This window comes from Mesorhizobium sp. CA8, from assembly GCF_020164955.1.
Taxonomy (GTDB): domain Bacteria; phylum Pseudomonadota; class Alphaproteobacteria; order Rhizobiales; family Rhizobiaceae; genus Mesorhizobium.
In genome coordinates, this window is the sequence record NZ_JAIUHG010000017.1 from 25,095 (window position 1) to 41,011 (window position 15,917).

The following is a 15,917-nucleotide window of genomic DNA, read 5'->3' on the forward strand; positions in this document are numbered from 1 at the left end:
TTTACACATTCCGATTCATGTTTTGCTTGCCGCTCCGCGCCAAGGATCGCGAAACCGCGGGCGCCCTCGCCCCGGATGAGTTCGATCAAGGTGCGTTCCGATGAAGACAGCGTTTTGTTCCCTGCTCGGCGCGGTGGCCATTCTTGCCGCTGGCGCCACGACTTCCCTTGCCAATGACCGCTATGCCGACGTGCCGCCGGTCATGGTGAGCCCCGACCTTTCGGCTCCCTGGGTGCTGCAGCTTGGCCACGCGCCGGGCATCGTGCGGCCGGCCCGGCAGGCGGCACAGCAGCCGCTGCAGCGCCTGTTCCAGGCGCAGCCCGACCGGCAGAAGACGGCGGCCGTGCAGCAGCCGGCCAAGCGCATGGTGATGCGGCCGCAGATCAATCCGGTCTACATGCCGCAGGAAGTCGCCTATGACGGCCCTGCGAAGCCGGGCACCATCGTCATCGATACGCACCAGAATTTCCTCTATCTGGTCGAGAAGAACGGTAAGGCGCGGCGCTACGGCGTCGGCACCGGCAAACCCGGCTTCGAATGGTCCGGCACGCACAAGATCACCAACAAGAAGGTCTGGCCGGACTGGCGGCCGCCCGCGGAGATGATCAAGCGCGAAGCTGCCAAGGGCCGCTACCTGCCAACCTATCTTGCCGGCGGTATCGAGAACCCGCTCGGCGCGCGCGCGCTCTATCTCGGCACCACCGAATACCGCATCCACGGCACCAACCAGCCCTGGACGATCGGCGGCGCGGTGTCTTCCGGCTGCATCCGCATGCGCAACGAAGATGTCGTCGACCTTTATGAGCGCGTGAATGTCGGAACGACGGTCGAGGTGATATAATCCCAGCGAATCAGCTGGTTAGACGGCGCAGCACTTTTTGTCCGATGCTGTTGCAGCCAAGTCATAGTGCTATCCTGCGGGATGTGCTTTAACCAGTGAAGGGGTTTACGGGGGACGGGCCGTGTGGGGATACGGCCAGTCGCGAAAAGGCAGCGCAGGGAAACCGCGCTGCCTTTTTCGTTTTTGCGTTTTTTCGATGCATGACGCTGCAGTCGCCCGCAAAGCAGGCGGTTTCGCTTTCGGGGCTGATTTTCCGGCGCTGTTTTGCTATTGCAGCGCACAAAATCTCAGTTGTTGCGCAATTCCAGACAGAAAGCCGCTGTTGCGCTTGTCGTCCGAATTGCGCCAGAAGACAAAGGTGCCAGCCATGACCCGAATCGACGACAGCCGCTACCTGAAAGGCGGCCCGGTTGCCCAGCGCATCATCGCTTCGGTGCGCGAAGACGCGGCGATCGCCACGGCCGAAGGTTTTCCGCCGAAGCTGGTCTCGATCACCGTCGGCGACACAGCCGCGGTCGATGTCTATGTGCGCAACCAGCGCGCCAAGGCTGCCCTTGCCGGCATAAGCTTCGAGGAACGGCGCTTCGCTGCCGACATCACCGCCGGCGAGCTGGAAGCGGCGATCCACGGCCTCAATGCCGACCCGCGCGTCACCGGGATCATCATCCAGCGACCGGTGCCGGCGCATATCCCGATCAAGACGCTGCAGGCGGCGGTGCATCCGCTGAAGGATGTCGAGGGCATGCATCCGGCCTCGATCGGCAACATCGTCTACAACCAGCTCGATTTGGCGCCCTGCACGGCGGCGGCCTCAGTCGAATTGCTGAAGGAGACCGGCCTCGAGCTCAAGGGGCTGGAAGTTGTCGTCGTCGGCCATTCGGAGATCGTCGGCAAGCCGATCGCCTTCCTGCTGATGAGCGAGGGCGCGACGGTGACGGTGTGCCACCACATGACGCGATCGCTGGCCGCCCATGCGCGCCGCGCCGATGCGCTGTTCGTCGCGGTCGGCAAGCCGCGGCTGATCAAGGCCGACATGGTGAAGCCGGGCGCTGCCGTCATCGACATCGGCATCAATTCCGAGGTCGGGCCCGACGGCGAAACCCGCATCGTCGGCGACGTCGACACCGACAGCGTCAAGGAAGTGGCGTCCTGGATCACGCCGGTGCCGGGCGGCGTCGGCCCGCTCACGGTCGCGATCCTGTTGCGCAACACCATGGTCGCGCTCTATCGTCAGCGCGCGCTTTATCGCGCGACCTATGGCGTGCCGGACCAGCTCGCGGCGGAGTAATTATTCGGCAGCGATCAAACCGCTGTCGGAAACGCCTTACGGCCTCGGGCCGCCATAGGCCCAGTCGAGCAGCTTGATCGTGTGCACGACCGGCAGCTTGGCGGCGGACGCGATCTGCGTGATGCAGCCGATGTTGCCGGTGGCGACGATTTCGGCGCCGGTCGCCTCGATGTTTTTCACCTTACGGTCGCGCAATTTAGCCGAAATCTCGGGCTGCAGGATGTTGTAGGTGCCGGCCGAGCCGCAGCACAGATGCCCCTCGCGCGGCTCGCGCACGACGAAGCCCGCCTTGGCCAGAAGCTCCTTCGGCTGGCGCGTGACCTTCTGGCCATGCTGCATCGAACAGGCCGAGTGGTAGGCGACGACCGTGCCCGGCTTGCGCACCGGCTCGGGCAAATCGAGAGCGGCGAGATATTCGGTGACGTCCTTGGCCAGAGCCGAGACGCGCGCCGCCTTTTCGGCATAGGCGGGATCGAGGCGCAGCATGAAACCGTAATCCTTGATGGTCGTGCCGCAGCCGGACGCGGTGATGATGATGGCGTCGAGCCCGCCCTGCTCGATGGCAGGCGTCCAGGCGTCGACATTCCGCCTCGCCGAGGCAAGTGCCTGATCCTCGCGTCCCATGTGGTGGACGAGCGCGCCGCAGCAGCCCTCGCCTTCCGGCACAACGACCTCGACGCCGAGCCTAGTCAGCAAAGAGATAGTCGCCTCGTTAATCGCCGGATCCAGGACCGATTGCGCGCAGCCGGTGAGGATCGCGACGCGGCCGCGCCTTGCGCCTTTCCCGGCATGCGTACCGGGCGACGCCAGCGACGATGCCGGGGGGATCGACGTGGGCGCGAGCTTCAACATGGCCGCGACCGGCTTCAGTGCCGGCAGTCTTTCGAACAGGCCGATGAACGGCCGGCCAAGCCCGGCGAGCTTCAGCGCGGCGCGGAAGCGGTTCGGGTAAGGCAGCACGAAGGCCAGCATGGCGCGCGTCATCCGGTCAAGCAGCGGGCGCTTATAGGTCTCCTGGATATGGGCGCGGGCGTGATCGACCAGATGCATGTAGTTCACGCCCGAGGGGCATGTCGTCATGCAGGCAAGGCAGGACAGGCAGCGGTCGATATGGGTGACGATCTCCTTGTCGGCCGGCCGGCCGTTCTCCAGCATGTCCTTGATGAGGTAAATGCGGCCGCGCGGGGAATCCAGTTCGTTGCCCAGCGTCACATAGGTCGGACAGGTGGCGGTGCAGAAGCCGCAATGCACACATTTGCGCAGGATCTTTTCCGAATCCGCGACATGCGGTTCGGCAAGCTGCGCGGCGGAGAAATTGGTCTGCATATCGCCGTCTCTGTTAAACGCAATTCCGGACGGAAGACCGTTTCACACTTTTCCTGGAATTGCTTTAGGCCATGCGGCCGGGGTTGAGAACCTGCTTTGGATCGAACTCGGCCTTGAGCCGCGCCGAAAGCGCGGCCAGATGCGGCGGCTGCGGTTCGAACACCGGCAGCGCCGCGCGATGCGGTGCGGATGCGCGCACCAGCGTCGCATGGCCGCCGCCATGCTTGCGGATCAGTTCACGCAGCAGCCCGGCCTCCGGGTCGTTCTCGCGCATCGACAGCCACACCAGGCCGCCCTGCCAGTCATAGAAGGCATCGACCGCGGCCTGCATGCGCAGCGCCATCACCATGTGATGCGCCTCAGACGGCGCCATCGAGACGCGCCAGACCGGTCGCGTGCCGCCATCGGCGAAAGGCCGGCAATCGCGAATGTCGCGCCAGAGGGTTTTCGAGGCCTCGCCGGCGATCTCCTCGAGCGGCCCGGCCTGGCCGAGCAGTTGCTTCAGCGCCTCGATGCGATAGACGACCGACGGTCCGAATCCCTCGACACGCAGCAGCGTGGCGGCATCGCTGCCATGCTTGCCGCCGGCGACCCTCGCGGCGATGCGCTCCGGCAAATGCGCGGCGCTCGACACTTCAGCGCTGGAGCCAAGCGCCAGCGCCATGCAGGCGACAGCGGCATCGTCGAGCAGGCCGCGGATGGCCAGAGTCACTTCGGTCTCGGCCGCCGGCAGGACCTTGAAGGTGACGTCGGTCAGCACGGCAAGCGTGCCCCAGCTGTTGGCCATCAGCTTGGAGAGGTCGTAGCCGGTGACGTTCTTGACCACGCGCCCGCCCGACTTGAACGCCTCCCCGCGGCCGGAGACAGCGGCGACGCCGAGAATATGGTCGCGCGCCGCACCTGCCTTGAGACGACGGGGGCCGGACAGGTTCGAAGCCAGCACGCCGCCGATCGTGCCGTTCTTGTCCCCTTGGCCCGGCTCGCCGCCGAGCAACGGGCCGTAGTCCATCGGCTCAAACGCGAATTGCTGGCCGTTTTCGGCAAGCAATTTTTCGATCTCGGCGAGCGGCGTGCCGGCGCGGGCCGAGAGCACCAGTTCGGCCGGCTCGTAGAGGGTTACGCCGGTGAGGTGCGACAAGTCGAGCGTATGCTCAGTCTGCAATGGTCGACCGATGCCGCGCTTGGAGCCGTGGCCCAGGATTTCGAGCGGCGATTCTTCGGCGGCTGCCCATTGGATGGTGGAGAGGGTTTCGGTGGCAGTGGAGGGGGCGAAGGTGGTCATGAGCGGGCGCCGTTCCTCGCCCCCGCGAGGCCAGGGCAATCGCATACGGCAGCGCTGCCCCCTCTCCGTCCGCTACGCGGACACCTCTCCCCCATTTCATGGGGGAGAGGAAACGCCGACCACCGACGTTGCGACCTTGGAAAGCTTGGGTTCCTCGCCCCCGCAAAGCGGGGGAGAGGTGGCTCGGGCGAAGCCCGAGACGGAGAGGGGGCCATCATAGAGCGCTGTCTCCCGTCTTCCTGGCTGCGAAAACAAACCTGAGGTCGGCAGCAACTGCGTCTTCGGCAAGCCGTCCTTCCAACGCCGCAAAGATCGTCTCGCAAACGCTCCTCTTGTTCTTCAAAACATCGAAGCTCCAAAACCGCAAAACCGAGAAGCCCTCGCCTCGCATGAATTCATCCCGCCGCCTGTCGTACGAGCTGTCCGCGTGCTGGCTGCCATCCAGTTCCACAATCAGCTTTTCGCTCCTGCACGCAAAATCCGCGAAATACGGACCGATGGGCATCTGGCGAACGAATTTGTATCCGCCTAGCCTTCTTGCCTTCAGTTCGTTCCAAAGGATCGCTTCCGCCTGGTTATCGCCGCTACGAAGCGCGCGGGCGCGGGCAATTTTCTCGGGCGAGCGGCGGCTTGGCTGATAGGCCGCCCCCCTCTCCGTCTCGGGCTTCGCCCGAGCCACCTCTCCCCCGCTTTGCGGGGGCGAGGAACTTTGATCCTGAGCCCCCATCAAAACCTCGGAATGTCCGGAAAGGCCACCTGCCCGCGATGCACATGCATTCTTCCCAGCTCCGCGCAGCGGCGAAGCTGCGGAAACACCTTGCCGGGGTTGAGCAGGTGGTTGGGATCAAACGCGCATTTCACCCGCATCTGCTGGTCGAGGTCGATCTGGTTGAACATTTCTGGCATCAGGTCGCGCTTCTCGACGCCGACGCCATGTTCGCCGGTCAGGACGCCCCCGACCTCGACGCAAAGCCGTAAGATGTCGGCGCCAAAACTTTCCGCCTTATCGAGCTCGCCCGGGACATTGGCGTCGTAGAGGATCAGCGGGTGCAGATTGCCGTCGCCGGCGTGGAAGACATTGGCGACGCCCAGACCATATTTCTCGGAAAGGTCGCGCATGCCGGCAAGCACCCTCGGCAACTCCTTGCGCGGGATGGTGCCGTCCATGCAGTAATAGTCCGGCGAGATGCGGCCGACAGCCGGAAAGGCCGCCTTGCGGCCGGCCCAGAAGCTCAGGCGCTCCTGCTCCGATTGCGAGATGCGGCAGGTGGTCGAGCCGTTCCTGTAGGCGATCGCCTCGACGAGGCCGATGAGGTGATCGACCTCGACGCTCGGTCCGTCGAGCTCGACGATCAACAGCGCCTCGACATCGAGCGGATAGCCGGCATGGACGAAATCCTCGGCCGCGTGGATCGCCGGACGGTCCATCATCTCCATGCCGCCGGGAATGATGCCGGCGCCTATGATGTCGGCGACGCATTGGCCGCCCTGTTCGCTGGTCGGAAAGCCGATCAAGAGAGCGCGCGCGGTCTCCGGCTTCTTCAATATGCGCACCGTCACCTCGGTGACGACGCCGAGGAGGCCTTCCGAGCCGGTCATCACGCCGAGCAGATCGTAGCCTTCCTGATCGAGATGGCTGCCGCCGAGGCGCACCACCTCGCCATTCATCAGCACCATCTCGATGCCCAGCACATTGTTGGCGGTGAGCCCGTATTTCAGGCAGTGCACGCCGCCGGAATTTTCCGCGACATTGCCGCCGATCGAGCAGGCGATCTGGGAGGATGGATCGGGGGCATAGTAAAAGCCCTCCTGCTCGACGGCGGTGGTGATGCCGAGGTTGGTGACGCCCGGCTGGGCGACAACGACGCGATTGGGATGATCGATCTGAAGAATGCGGTTGAAGCGGCTCATAACCAGCAGCACCGCATCCTCGAGCGGCAGTGCGCCGCCGGACAGCGAAGTGCCGGAGCCGCGCGGCACGACGCGGATGTTGCGTTCGTTGCAGTATTTCAGCACGCGCGAGACCTGCGCGACCGTTTCCGGCAGCACCACGATCAGCGGCAGCTGCCGGTAGGCGGTCAGGCCGTCGCTTTCGAAGGCGCGCATTTCATTGGCCGCGTCGACGACCCCCTCGCCCGGCACGATGATGCGCATGTCGGTGACGATCTCGGCGCGCCGGCGCAGCGTGCCGGCATCTGGCTTGGGCATGGCTAGGCCGGACATCGGGGTGGCCTCATCTCGCTTGACTGGTCAAAATCTTTTACCAGCTTGACCGTTTTGTTGCAAACGCTGCTTTGGTTGCATTCGGCGGCGAGCGTGACGCCAAGCTTCCGCAGCGGCAATCTGCCGCTGGCGCTCTACCCTCCCCCTTGCGGGGAGGGTCGCGAACGAAGTGAGCGGGGTGGGGGCCACGAGGCGCTTTACGAGCACCCCCGCCCCGATCCGCTATGCGGATCGACCCTCCCCACAAGGGGGAGGTAAAAGAGGTGCTTACTCGCCTGGATGCTTCGCCGGCTCGGAATGCATTTTCCGCACGCGGCGCACGCCCCACCAGACCAGCAGGATAGCGGCCGGGACGGAGGCCGCGGTGACAACTTCGGGCGCGAAAGCGTGACCGAAGATCGAGGCGCCCTTGGCCACATAGCCGATGAGGCCGACGACGTAATAGGACACGGCGGCGACCGACAGGCCTTCGACTGTCTGCTGCAGGCGCAGTTGCAGCCGGGCGCGGTTGTTCATCGAGGCGAGCAGGTCGCGGTTCTGCTTCTCGACATCGACATCGACCCAGGTGCGCAGAAGCGTGGTGGCGCGGGTGAGTTTCCGCGACAGGTTGGCCTGGCGCTCCTCGACCGAGCGGCAGGTGCGCATGGCGGGCGCCATGCGCCGCAGCAGGAAGCCCGCCCAGGTGTCATAGCCTTGCACCGGCTCTTCATCCAGCGCTTGGAGCCTCGCGGTGACGATACCGTCATAGGCGCGGCTGGCGCCGAAGCGGTAGAGGCTGGACGCGGCGTCGGCCTCGAGCTCGGCGGCAAGTTCGGTGAGATCGGCGAGTAGCGTCTGGCTGTCGCGGGTCTCGACCGCCTTCATTTCCAGCGTCGTCTGCGCGAGGCGGTCCTCGATGCGACGGGCGCGGCCGGACAGCGTCAACGCCATCGGCAGGCCGAGCATGGCCAGCGTCCGATAAGTCTCGATGTCGATCAGCCGCTGCGACAAGGCGCCGGTGCTGGCCGGCGTCAGGCCGCGATCGAGCACCAGCATGCGGGTCAGGCCATCGCCGTCCTGGCGGAAATCGGTGATGATGGCGGCGGCGCCCCGCTCGACCAGCGAATAGCCCAGGCTGGTCGGGTCAAAGCCGGCGATCAGCTTTTCACTCGCCTGTGTCCATTTGCGGATCTCGAGGCGGATGCCGGAAATCACGGTGCCCGGCGGCGAGAAGCCATTGCCGAAGGGCGAATCCTCCTGGGCCCGGCCGTTTTCGGCCAGCGGCCCCTCCCAGAGATAAGTCGAGAATTCCGTATGCCGTTCCCAGCGCAGCGTGCCCTTGCCCCATTTCATGGCATGATGGCGCGCATAGCGCTCGGGCGCGGCGATGCCCAGCCGCCGCGACAGTTCCGAGAGCACAGCATGGTCGACCGCGGCGCCGCCCTCGGTCATGAAAGAAAGCTGGATGAGCACCCGCGGTTTTTCGATCAGCGGGTGCGGACGGGCGTGGACCTCGCCCAGCGCGCCAGGTCGCCCCTCATGCGCCGGGAAGCCCATCACGCTGCCTTGCGCGCGCGGCTGGAATTCGAGCTTGGACGTCTCGTCCGACACGGCTGGTCCCCCTGATTTTCGACCCATCGTGCAATCCGCTCGTCTTGCGGTAATCGGCGGGACGCGTAAACAGCAAATATCAGGGCTTCGGGATGGGGAGGCGCGGCAAGCGATCCGATCGGACCAGACAAATTGGATAAATAATTTGACCAGTTGGCCACCGACGCTTTAGTCTGGGCTACTTCCGTCCCGTTCTCCAGGCGCCCCTTTGAGCGACATTTTCTCCAGGATCGAGCATTCGCGCACCGCCGACGAGGTGGTGCAGCAGATCGAAAGCCTGATCCTCGAAGGCGTGCTGCGCACCGGCGACCGGCTGCCCGGCGAGCGCGAGCTGGCGCGCCAGTTCGACGTATCGCGGCCGATCCTGCGCGATGCACTGAAGGCGCTGGAAGGCCGCGGACTGCTGACGACCAAGGCCGGCGGCGGCACGCATGTCGCCGACGTCATCGGCCAGCTCTTCACCAAGCCGGTGACGGACCTGATCTCCACGCACCGCAAGGCGGTGACGGATTATCTGGAATACCGGCGCGAGATCGAGGCGGTGGCGGCCGAATATGCGGCGCGCCGCGCGACGCCAGAGGATCTGGCTCTGCTCGACCGCATCATGGCGCGGATGGACGAGGCGCACCGGACCGGCGATTTCGACGACGAGGCGGAAATCGACGTCGAGTTCCATCATGCGGTGTGCGAATGCGCGCACAACATCATCCTGCTGCACACGCTGCGCTCCTGCTACCGGCTGCTGTCGGAGGGCGTGTTCCAGAACCGGCTTCTGGTGTTCGGCGTGCCCGGCGCGCGCGAGGCGCTGCTCGAGCAGCACCGGGCGATCCATACCGCGATCAAGGCCGGCGATCCGGTCGCGGCGCGCAAGGCGGCGATGGACCACATCACCTTTGTCGAGCGCTCGATGGCTGAAGCCGAGCGCAGCGGCGATTGGCAGCGGGTGTCGCGGCTGAGGCTGAGACAGCGCTCGGAAGCCGGCGAAACCGAACCTACACGCAAACGCTCCTAAGCACAGATTTAGCGGGGACCACCATGAGCGACATCCTCACCATCGCCGACCTCAAGGACCTGGCACGCCGCAGGGTACCGAAGATGTTCTTCGACTATGCCGATTCCGGCGCCTGGACGGAGAGCACCTACCGGGCCAACGAAGAGGACTTCGGCAAAATAAAATTCCGCCAGCGAGTACTGGTCGACATGAGCAACCGCTCGCTGGAATCGACCATGATCGGCGAGAAGGTGGCGATGCCGGTGGCGCTTGCGCCGACCGGACTGACCGGCATGCAGCATGCCGACGGCGAGATGCTGGCGGCGCAGGCGGCGGAAGCGTTCGGCGTACCGTTCACGCTGTCGACCATGAGCATCTGCTCGATCGAGGATGTCGCCTCGGCGACCAAAAAGCCGTTCTGGTTCCAGCTATATGTGCTGCGCGACAAGGATTTCGTGCTCAACCTGATCGACCGCGCCAAGGCGGCAAAGTGCTCGGCGCTGGTGCTGACGCTCGATCTGCAGATCCTGGGACAGCGCCACAAGGATATCCGCAACGGGCTTTCGGCGCCGCCGAAGATGACGCTTGCCAACATCATCGACCTTGCGCTGAAGCCGCGCTGGTGCCTGGGGATCGCCGGCACGCCGCGCCGCACCTTCCGCAACATCGTCGGCCACGCCAAGGGTGTCGGCGACGTCTCTTCGCTGTCGTCCTGGACGAATGAGCAGTTCGACCCGCACCTGTCGTGGAAGGACGTCGCCTGGATCAAGGAGCGCTGGGGCGGCAAGCTGATCCTGAAGGGCATCCTCGACAAGGAGGACGCACTGATGGCGGCCGAGACCGGTGCCGATGCGATCGTGGTCTCCAATCATGGCGGGCGTCAGCTCGACGGCGCCGCCTCCTCGATCTCGGTGCTGGAAGAAATCGCCGATGCGGTCGGCGACCGGATCGAGGTCCATATGGACGGCGGCATCCGCTCCGGTCAGGACGTGCTCAAGGCGCTCTGCCTCGGCGCCAAGGGCACTTATATCGGCAGGCCGTTCCTCTACGGCCTCGGCGCGATGGGCAAGGACGGCGTCACCAAGGCGCTCGAAATCATCCGTAAGGAAATGGACATCACGCTGGCGCTCTGCGGTAAGCGTTTGGTAACCGACATGGGCAAGGACCAGTTGCGGCGCTAGGCCTTGTTCACCGATCCGCCCTAGTTTCCCGTGATGAACGACACGGGAAAACGCTCGCCTTGACTGAGACCGGCATCCATTATCTCGACGCGCGCGGGCCGGACGGCATGCGTCTCTACGCGATTGGCGACGTGCATGGCCGCCACGACCTGCTCGCCGCCATGCACCGCCGTATCGAAAGCGAGCTGGAATACGCAGCATCCAGCGACTGGCGCATCATCCATCTCGGCGACTATACCGACAGGGGACCGGACTCCAAAAGCGTCATCGACTTCCTGATCGAGGCGCGAGCGCGCGATCCGCGCAACCTGATGCTTGCCGGCAATCACGATATCGGCTTCCTCGATTTTCTCGACCGTCCGGACCCGGACGGGCTGTTCATGCGCTATGGCGGGGTCCAGACCGCGGCGTCATACGGGGTGAAGCTCTCGACCGGCAGCAATTGGTTCGGCAGGCCGGACGAGGCGCTGGCGCGCGGACACGCGGCATTGGTCGAAGCGGTGCCGCAAGCCCATGTCGACTTCCTGCGCTCGCTGTCCTTTTCGGTGACCTTCGGCGACTTCTTCTTCTGCCATGCCGGCATCAGGCCCGGCATTCCGCTCGACCGCCAGAGCCCGCAGGACCTGATCTGGATCCGCGACGCCTTCCATGACCACCCCGGCCTTTATCCGAAGGTGATCGTGCACGGCCACACACCGGTGCCGGAGGCTGAAGTGTTGGCCAACCGCGTCAATGTCGACACGCTCGCCTGGCATTCGGGAACGCTGAGCGCGCTCGTCGTCAACGGCGCGGAAAAGCGTATCCTGACAGCCGAAGGAAAGGCGTTCTAGCCGTGATCCGGCGTGGGATCAGCTTCCGTCGATCGGGAAGGATCAGGCTTTAGCGAAGCGCGACGGTGACGCCGTAGCCGTCGACGGCTTGGTGATTGTTGGCTGCATCGGCAGCATAAATGCCGAGGCCGCACACGACGATGGCAGACAGCATGACAAAAGACAGGAGAGCTGCTTTCACGGACGACATCTCTGGTTAAGGTTTCTGCATCTGGGCACGAGGCGGTTACCAATGCGTTGAAACGATAAAATGCGTCTCAATCTTTCGACGATTTCGCGCTTCTAAGCAGATTCTGTATCACCGGTGTGTCGGCTGGATCACACAAAAGGTTCATGGCGGTTGCACCGACGATACGAAGCGCGCCCTCTTAGAAGAGCGGCCGGACACAAACCAAGAAAGAAGAATGTTATCCCCAGGCGGAAGCCCCCGGGCGTGTCAATTATGCCACGCCCGGCGAGGACGGCCTGGATGATCAGATCGTAGCGACCCAGGCGCGGGCAATCGCCAGCCCGGCAGCGTCCGCGTCGGCGCCATTGCGGGCCAGCTCGTCGCCGAGGCGATCGTTCCAGTCGGGATGGCGCTCGGCGATCGTGGCCGCGAAGGACGTGCTCCAGTCGCGCACCATCGGCGTATCCGCCTCGAAGTGGAACTGGAAGCCATAGACAGCGCGGCCGAGGCGGAAGGCCTGGTTTTCGGCCACCTCGCTGCCGGCCAGCCGCACGGCGTTTTCCGGCAGCGCGAAGGTGTCGTCATGCCATTCGAAGATCGGAAATTTCTCGGGCAGCGCCGCCAGCACCGGGTCCGACTTGGCGGCCGGCGTCAGCGAGACTTTGTGCCAGCCGAACTCGGTGGCGCCGCCGATGTGGTTGTCGCCCCCGAACGCGCGGGCAAGAAGCTGGCTTCCCAGACAGATGCCGAGCACCGAGCGGCCCTTGTCCGCGAAATCGCGCGTCAGCTCGAGAAGCGCCGGAAAATAGGGATAGTCCTCGTCGGCCAGCGCATTCTGCCCGCCGCCCAGCAAGACCATCGCATCATGCCCGCCTGCATCCTCCGGCAACGGATCGCCCTGGTAGGGGCGCCGCAGGTCGAGATCGGCGCCCGCTTCGGCCAGAGCGGCACCGACCTGACCGAGGCCGGTATTGTCGTAGTTCTGGACCACCAGCACGCGCATCTAGAATCCTGCTGACATGAAAACGCTGGGGCGAGCGATATCATGCAGCTTGTATTTCAGCCAAGATACGTGCCGGAGAGAAAGCTATGCCACTGCAGAACCGGATCGACCCCTTCGGCGCCATCCATGCCGTGCCAGAACGCGGCCTGTTCACCGGCAACCGCGGCATCATCCACGATCCCGAGACCAAGACGCTGCTGAGGAAGCGCTGGGCGTTGCCGGCCTGGATCATCTGCGCCTGCCAGTTCCGCAACGTGCGGCGCGAGCCGATGGGCCGCAACAGGCCGGGAGGAAAAGCCGGCTGGACCGAATTGTTCTTCCTCGACGAGGTGACGGCTTTGACTGCCGGCCACCGGCCCTGCTTCTTCTGCCAACGCGAACGAGCGACCGAGTTCGTCAAGCGCTTCGGCGAGGCGTTCGGCATTGCTGAGCCGCGCGCGCCGATGGTCGATAAAAGGCTCCACAAGGAGCGGCTGGCCTCAGGCGGATGCCCGCCTGCCGTGGCCGCACCGGAGCTCGGCGGCTTGCCGGACGGAACGATGATCGCGCACGGCGACGCTGCCTATGTGCTGCGTGCCGGTACGGCACGCAAATGGTCGTTCGCGGGCTACGCCAGTCCAATTGCCTTCGATCGCCTGGACGACCGACCGTTGCGCCTGCTGACGCCGGCGACCACCATCGCGGTGCTGCGGCAAGGCTTTGCACCGGTCTGGCATCCAACCGCCGATGCTTGACGCCGCAGCCGGCCTCGCTCATTGCCAAGCGGATATCCGTGGGATGTCCCACGAATATCTGCTTAGATTCCCTTGTTTTTCGCAGGTTCTGATCGCAAAACCGCGGGACACTTTTGCGGAACCTGCTTGAGCCATGCGCGCCAACTACAAAATGCAGCGGCTGTTCGTGCCGGACGATCTGGGCTCGGGTCTCGAATTCGATGCCGGGCAACAGCAAAGCCATTATCTCGCCCATGTGCTGCGGCTCGGCGAAGGCGCCGAAGTCCTGCTTTTCAACGGCCGCGACGGCGAATGGTCGGCGTCGATCGCCGAGAAGTCCAAAAAAGCGGTCCGGCTGAGGGTGCTCGAACTGCAGCGGCCGCAGCCGCCGCTGCCCGATCTCGTCTATTGCTTTGCACCGCTGAAGCAGGGCCGGCTCGACTACCTCGTGCAGAAGGCTGTCGAGATGGGCGCCGGCACCCTGCAGCCGGTCATCACCCAGCACACGCAGGTGGCGAAGCCCGGCATCGATCGGCTGCGCGCCAATGTGGTTGAAGCGGCCGAGCAATGCGGCATCCTGGCGGTGCCGAAAATGCGAGAAGCGGAGAAGCTGGAACGGTTGCTTGCCAATTGGGACAAGGAGCGGCGGCTGATCTTCTGCGACGAGGATGCCTCGACCAACAATCCGCTGCCGGCCCTGCAAGCGGTCAGTGAGAAGAAACTTGCGCTTCTGGTTGGCCCGGAAGGTGGATTTTCCGAGGACGAGCGCAAGATGCTGAGGGCCTTGCCTTTCGTCACCGCCATCCCGCTCGGGCCGCGCATCCTGCGCGCCGACACCGCAGCGGTGGCGGCGTTGGCGGTGATCCAGGCGACGATCGGCGACTGGTGATCAAATCCTGTTGAGGCCTGGCTCAGGATTTTTTGCTTGATCGGCTACTGACATTTCGTCCATCTAGCGCCGGCGGCCGTCCGGCCTCTGCAGCACCCGCGCCACCTTTTCCTGGAGCAAAGGGCGCTGTAACACTTAAAGACTTGCGCAGGACGTCCAGCGGAAATCGGTATCGGTTTTCGGAGATCATGCGCACGGAGGGGCTAGATGGCGCGCGACACAACAGATACCCAGCCCATCGAAGGCGTCGACGAACTGGTCGGCTACCTGGCCGCCGGCAACAAGCCGCGCGAAAAATGGCGCATCGGCACCGAGCATGAGAAATTCCCCTTCTATATCGACGGCAACGCGCCGGTGCCCTATGGAGGCGAGCGCGGCATCCGCGCCATCCTGGAAGGCATGCAGGAAAAGCTCGGCTGGGATCCGATCATGGATGCCGGGCGCATCATCGGCCTGGTCGAGCCGACCGGCCAGGGCGCGATCTCGCTGGAGCCCGGTGGTCAGTTCGAGCTTTCCGGCGCGCCGCTGGAGTCGATCCACCAGACCTGCCGCGAAGGCAACGCGCATCTGGCGCAGGTGCGCGAGATCGCCGAGCCGCTCGGCATCCGCTTTCTCGGCCTCGGCGGCAGCCCGAAATGGTCGCTGGCCGACACGCCGAAAATGCCGAAGTCGCGCTACGAGATCATGACGCGCTACATGCCGAAGGTCGGCACCAAGGGCCTCGACATGATGTACCGCACCTGCACGATCCAGGTGAATCTCGACTTCGAGAGCGAGACCGACATGCGCCGCAAGATGCAGGTGTCGCTGAAGCTGCAGCCGCTGTCGACGGCGCTGTTTGCAAACTCGCCCTTCACCGAGAGCCGGCCGAACGGGCTGCAGAGCTGGCGCGGCGATATCTGGCGCGACACCGACAACCAGCGCTCCGGCATGCTCGAATTCTGCTTCTCGCCCGATTTCGGATTTGCCGACTATGTCGAATGGGCGCTCGACGTGCCGATGTATTTCGTCATCCGCGACGGCCATTATCACGACATGACGCGCTACACCTTCCGCCAGTTCATGGCGGGCGCTGCGCGCAATGAAATCCCCGACGGCCTGCCGACGATGGGCGACTGGGCGAACCATCTCTCGACCTTGTTCCCCGACGTGCGCCTGAAACGTTTCCTCGAAATGCGCGGCGCCGACGGCGGGCCGTGGCGGCGCATTTGCGCCCTGCCCGCCTTCTGGGTCGGGCTGCTCTATGACGAGCAGGCGCTGGACGCCGCCGAGGCGCTGACTTCGAGCTGGACCTATGAAGAGGCGCTCGCAATGCGCAACGCCGTGCCGGAGCTCGGCATTTCCGCACCGTTCCGCAATGCCACCTTGCGCGACGTCGCCCGAGACGTGCTGGCCATCTCCCGCACGGGCCTCAAGAACCGCGGCAAGAAGAACCGCGACGGCTATGACGAGACGTCGTTCCTGAACACGCTGGACGAGGTCGTGGCGCGCGGCACCACCAGCGCCGAGGAGATGCTGTCGGCCTACCACACGCGCTGGGGCGGCTCGATCGAGCCGGTGTTCATGGAGTATGCGTATTAACTGTCAGGCA

Annotated in this window: 15 protein-coding genes; 8 read left to right on the plus strand and 7 right to left on the minus strand. The window is 64.6% G+C overall.

Features of this window, described 5'->3' with window-relative positions:
* Window positions 1-100 precede the first annotated feature (100 nt).
* Together LB553_RS18790 and LB553_RS18795 are read left to right on the plus strand one after the other, a co-directional pair.
* A complete protein-coding gene (locus tag LB553_RS18790; protein ID WP_224515683.1) occupies window positions 101-841 on the plus strand; it encodes a L,D-transpeptidase in 741 nt (246 codons plus the stop codon).
* Between the two features lie 367 nt (window positions 842-1,208).
* Window positions 1,209-2,129, plus strand: a complete 921-nt coding sequence (locus LB553_RS18795; protein WP_224515685.1) for a bifunctional 5,10-methylenetetrahydrofolate dehydrogenase/5,10-methenyltetrahydrofolate cyclohydrolase — start codon at window positions 1,209-1,211, stop codon at window positions 2,127-2,129.
* Window positions 2,130-2,165: 36 nt separating this feature from the next.
* Here LB553_RS18795 and glcF read toward each other — a convergent pair whose 3' ends face one another.
* From glcF to LB553_RS18820, 5 genes are all read right to left on the minus strand, one after another.
* The gene (glcF, locus tag LB553_RS18800; protein WP_224515688.1) at window positions 2,166-3,455 is read right to left on the minus strand and encodes a glycolate oxidase subunit GlcF; all 1,290 of its coding nucleotides are present in this window, start codon (window positions 3,453-3,455) and stop codon (window positions 2,166-2,168) included.
* Between the two features lie 64 nt (window positions 3,456-3,519).
* Window positions 3,520-4,737 (minus strand): FAD-binding protein, encoded by a 1,218-nt coding sequence (locus LB553_RS18805; protein ID WP_224515690.1) that lies wholly within the window; start codon window positions 4,735-4,737, stop codon window positions 3,520-3,522.
* Window positions 4,738-4,951: 214 nt separating this feature from the next.
* Window positions 4,952-5,416 carry an endonuclease domain-containing protein gene (locus LB553_RS18810; protein ID WP_224515692.1) on the minus strand — a complete coding sequence of 155 codons (465 nt, stop codon included), beginning with the start codon at window positions 5,414-5,416 and terminating at the stop codon, window positions 4,952-4,954.
* Window positions 5,417-5,463: 47 nt separating this feature from the next.
* Window positions 5,464-6,960, minus strand: a complete 1,497-nt coding sequence (locus LB553_RS18815; protein ID WP_224515694.1) for an FAD-linked oxidase C-terminal domain-containing protein — start codon at window positions 6,958-6,960, stop codon at window positions 5,464-5,466.
* Window positions 6,961-7,227: 267 nt separating this feature from the next.
* Entirely contained in the window at window positions 7,228-8,550 is a 1,323-nt protein-coding gene (locus LB553_RS18820; protein WP_224515696.1) for a DUF3422 family protein, read from the minus strand.
* A gap of 208 nt (window positions 8,551-8,758) precedes the next feature.
* On the opposite strand from LB553_RS18820, the gene LB553_RS18825 reads away from it, so the two are divergent.
* Genes LB553_RS18825 through LB553_RS18835 form a run of 3 tightly spaced genes read left to right on the plus strand, consistent with a single transcriptional unit; the run spans window position 8,759 to window position 11,552 of the window.
* Window positions 8,759-9,562, plus strand: a complete 804-nt coding sequence (locus LB553_RS18825; RefSeq protein WP_224515697.1) for a FadR/GntR family transcriptional regulator — start codon at window positions 8,759-8,761, stop codon at window positions 9,560-9,562.
* A gap of 23 nt (window positions 9,563-9,585) precedes the next feature.
* Window positions 9,586-10,722, plus strand: a complete 1,137-nt coding sequence (locus LB553_RS18830; RefSeq protein WP_224515698.1) for an alpha-hydroxy acid oxidase — start codon at window positions 9,586-9,588, stop codon at window positions 10,720-10,722.
* 59 nt (window positions 10,723-10,781) lie between these two features.
* Window positions 10,782-11,552 (plus strand): metallophosphoesterase, encoded by a 771-nt coding sequence (locus LB553_RS18835; protein ID WP_224515699.1) that lies wholly within the window; start codon window positions 10,782-10,784, stop codon window positions 11,550-11,552.
* A 49-nt stretch (window positions 11,553-11,601) separates the two neighbouring features.
* Here the strand turns inward: LB553_RS18835 and LB553_RS30565 are convergent, their stop codons facing one another.
* Both LB553_RS30565 and LB553_RS18840 read right to left on the minus strand, forming a co-directional pair.
* The gene (locus tag LB553_RS30565; protein ID WP_263484136.1) at window positions 11,602-11,733 is read right to left on the minus strand and encodes a hypothetical protein; all 132 of its coding nucleotides are present in this window, start codon (window positions 11,731-11,733) and stop codon (window positions 11,602-11,604) included.
* A gap of 292 nt (window positions 11,734-12,025) precedes the next feature.
* Window positions 12,026-12,724, minus strand: a complete 699-nt coding sequence (locus tag LB553_RS18840) for a type 1 glutamine amidotransferase (RefSeq protein ID WP_224515700.1) — start codon at window positions 12,722-12,724, stop codon at window positions 12,026-12,028.
* Between the two features lie 86 nt (window positions 12,725-12,810).
* Between LB553_RS18840 and LB553_RS18845 the strand changes: the two genes are divergently transcribed.
* The 3 genes from LB553_RS18845 to LB553_RS18855 all read left to right on the plus strand — a co-directional run bounded on the left by LB553_RS18845 (window position 12,811) and on the right by LB553_RS18855 (window position 15,907).
* Window positions 12,811-13,458 (plus strand): hypothetical protein, encoded by a 648-nt coding sequence (locus LB553_RS18845; RefSeq protein ID WP_224515701.1) that lies wholly within the window; start codon window positions 12,811-12,813, stop codon window positions 13,456-13,458.
* A 133-nt stretch (window positions 13,459-13,591) separates the two neighbouring features.
* Window positions 13,592-14,326, plus strand: a complete 735-nt coding sequence (locus tag LB553_RS18850; protein WP_224515702.1) for a 16S rRNA (uracil(1498)-N(3))-methyltransferase — start codon at window positions 13,592-13,594, stop codon at window positions 14,324-14,326.
* 207 nt (window positions 14,327-14,533) lie between these two features.
* Window positions 14,534-15,907: a glutamate--cysteine ligase gene (locus LB553_RS18855; RefSeq protein WP_224515704.1), complete on the plus strand. Its 1,374-nt coding sequence runs from the start codon at window positions 14,534-14,536 to the stop codon at window positions 15,905-15,907.
* Window positions 15,908-15,917: the final 10 nt, after the last annotated feature.

Bases quoted from the DNA above. Each gene is read 5' to 3' on its own strand.
- LB553_RS18845 (WP_224515701.1), top strand. From the start codon at position 12,811: ATGCCACTGCAGAACCGGATCGACCCCTTCGGCGCCATCCATGCCGTG.
- LB553_RS18795 (WP_224515685.1), top strand. From the start codon at position 1,209: ATGACCCGAATCGACGACAGCCGCTACCTGAAAGGCGGCCCGGTTGCC.
- LB553_RS18830 (WP_224515698.1), top strand. From the start codon at position 9,586: ATGAGCGACATCCTCACCATCGCCGACCTCAAGGACCTGGCACGCCGC.
- LB553_RS18850 (WP_224515702.1), top strand. From the start codon at position 13,592: ATGCGCGCCAACTACAAAATGCAGCGGCTGTTCGTGCCGGACGATCTG.
- LB553_RS18805 (WP_224515690.1), bottom strand. From the start codon at position 4,737: ATGACCACCTTCGCCCCCTCCACTGCCACCGAAACCCTCTCCACCATC.
- LB553_RS18840 (WP_224515700.1), bottom strand. From the start codon at position 12,724: ATGCGCGTGCTGGTGGTCCAGAACTACGACAATACCGGCCTCGGTCAG.
- LB553_RS18855 (WP_224515704.1), top strand. From the start codon at position 14,534: ATGGCGCGCGACACAACAGATACCCAGCCCATCGAAGGCGTCGACGAA.
- LB553_RS18815 (WP_224515694.1), bottom strand. From the start codon at position 6,960: ATGTCCGGCCTAGCCATGCCCAAGCCAGATGCCGGCACGCTGCGCCGG.
- glcF (WP_224515688.1), bottom strand. From the start codon at position 3,455: ATGCAGACCAATTTCTCCGCCGCGCAGCTTGCCGAACCGCATGTCGCG.
- LB553_RS18790 (WP_224515683.1), top strand. From the start codon at position 101: ATGAAGACAGCGTTTTGTTCCCTGCTCGGCGCGGTGGCCATTCTTGCC.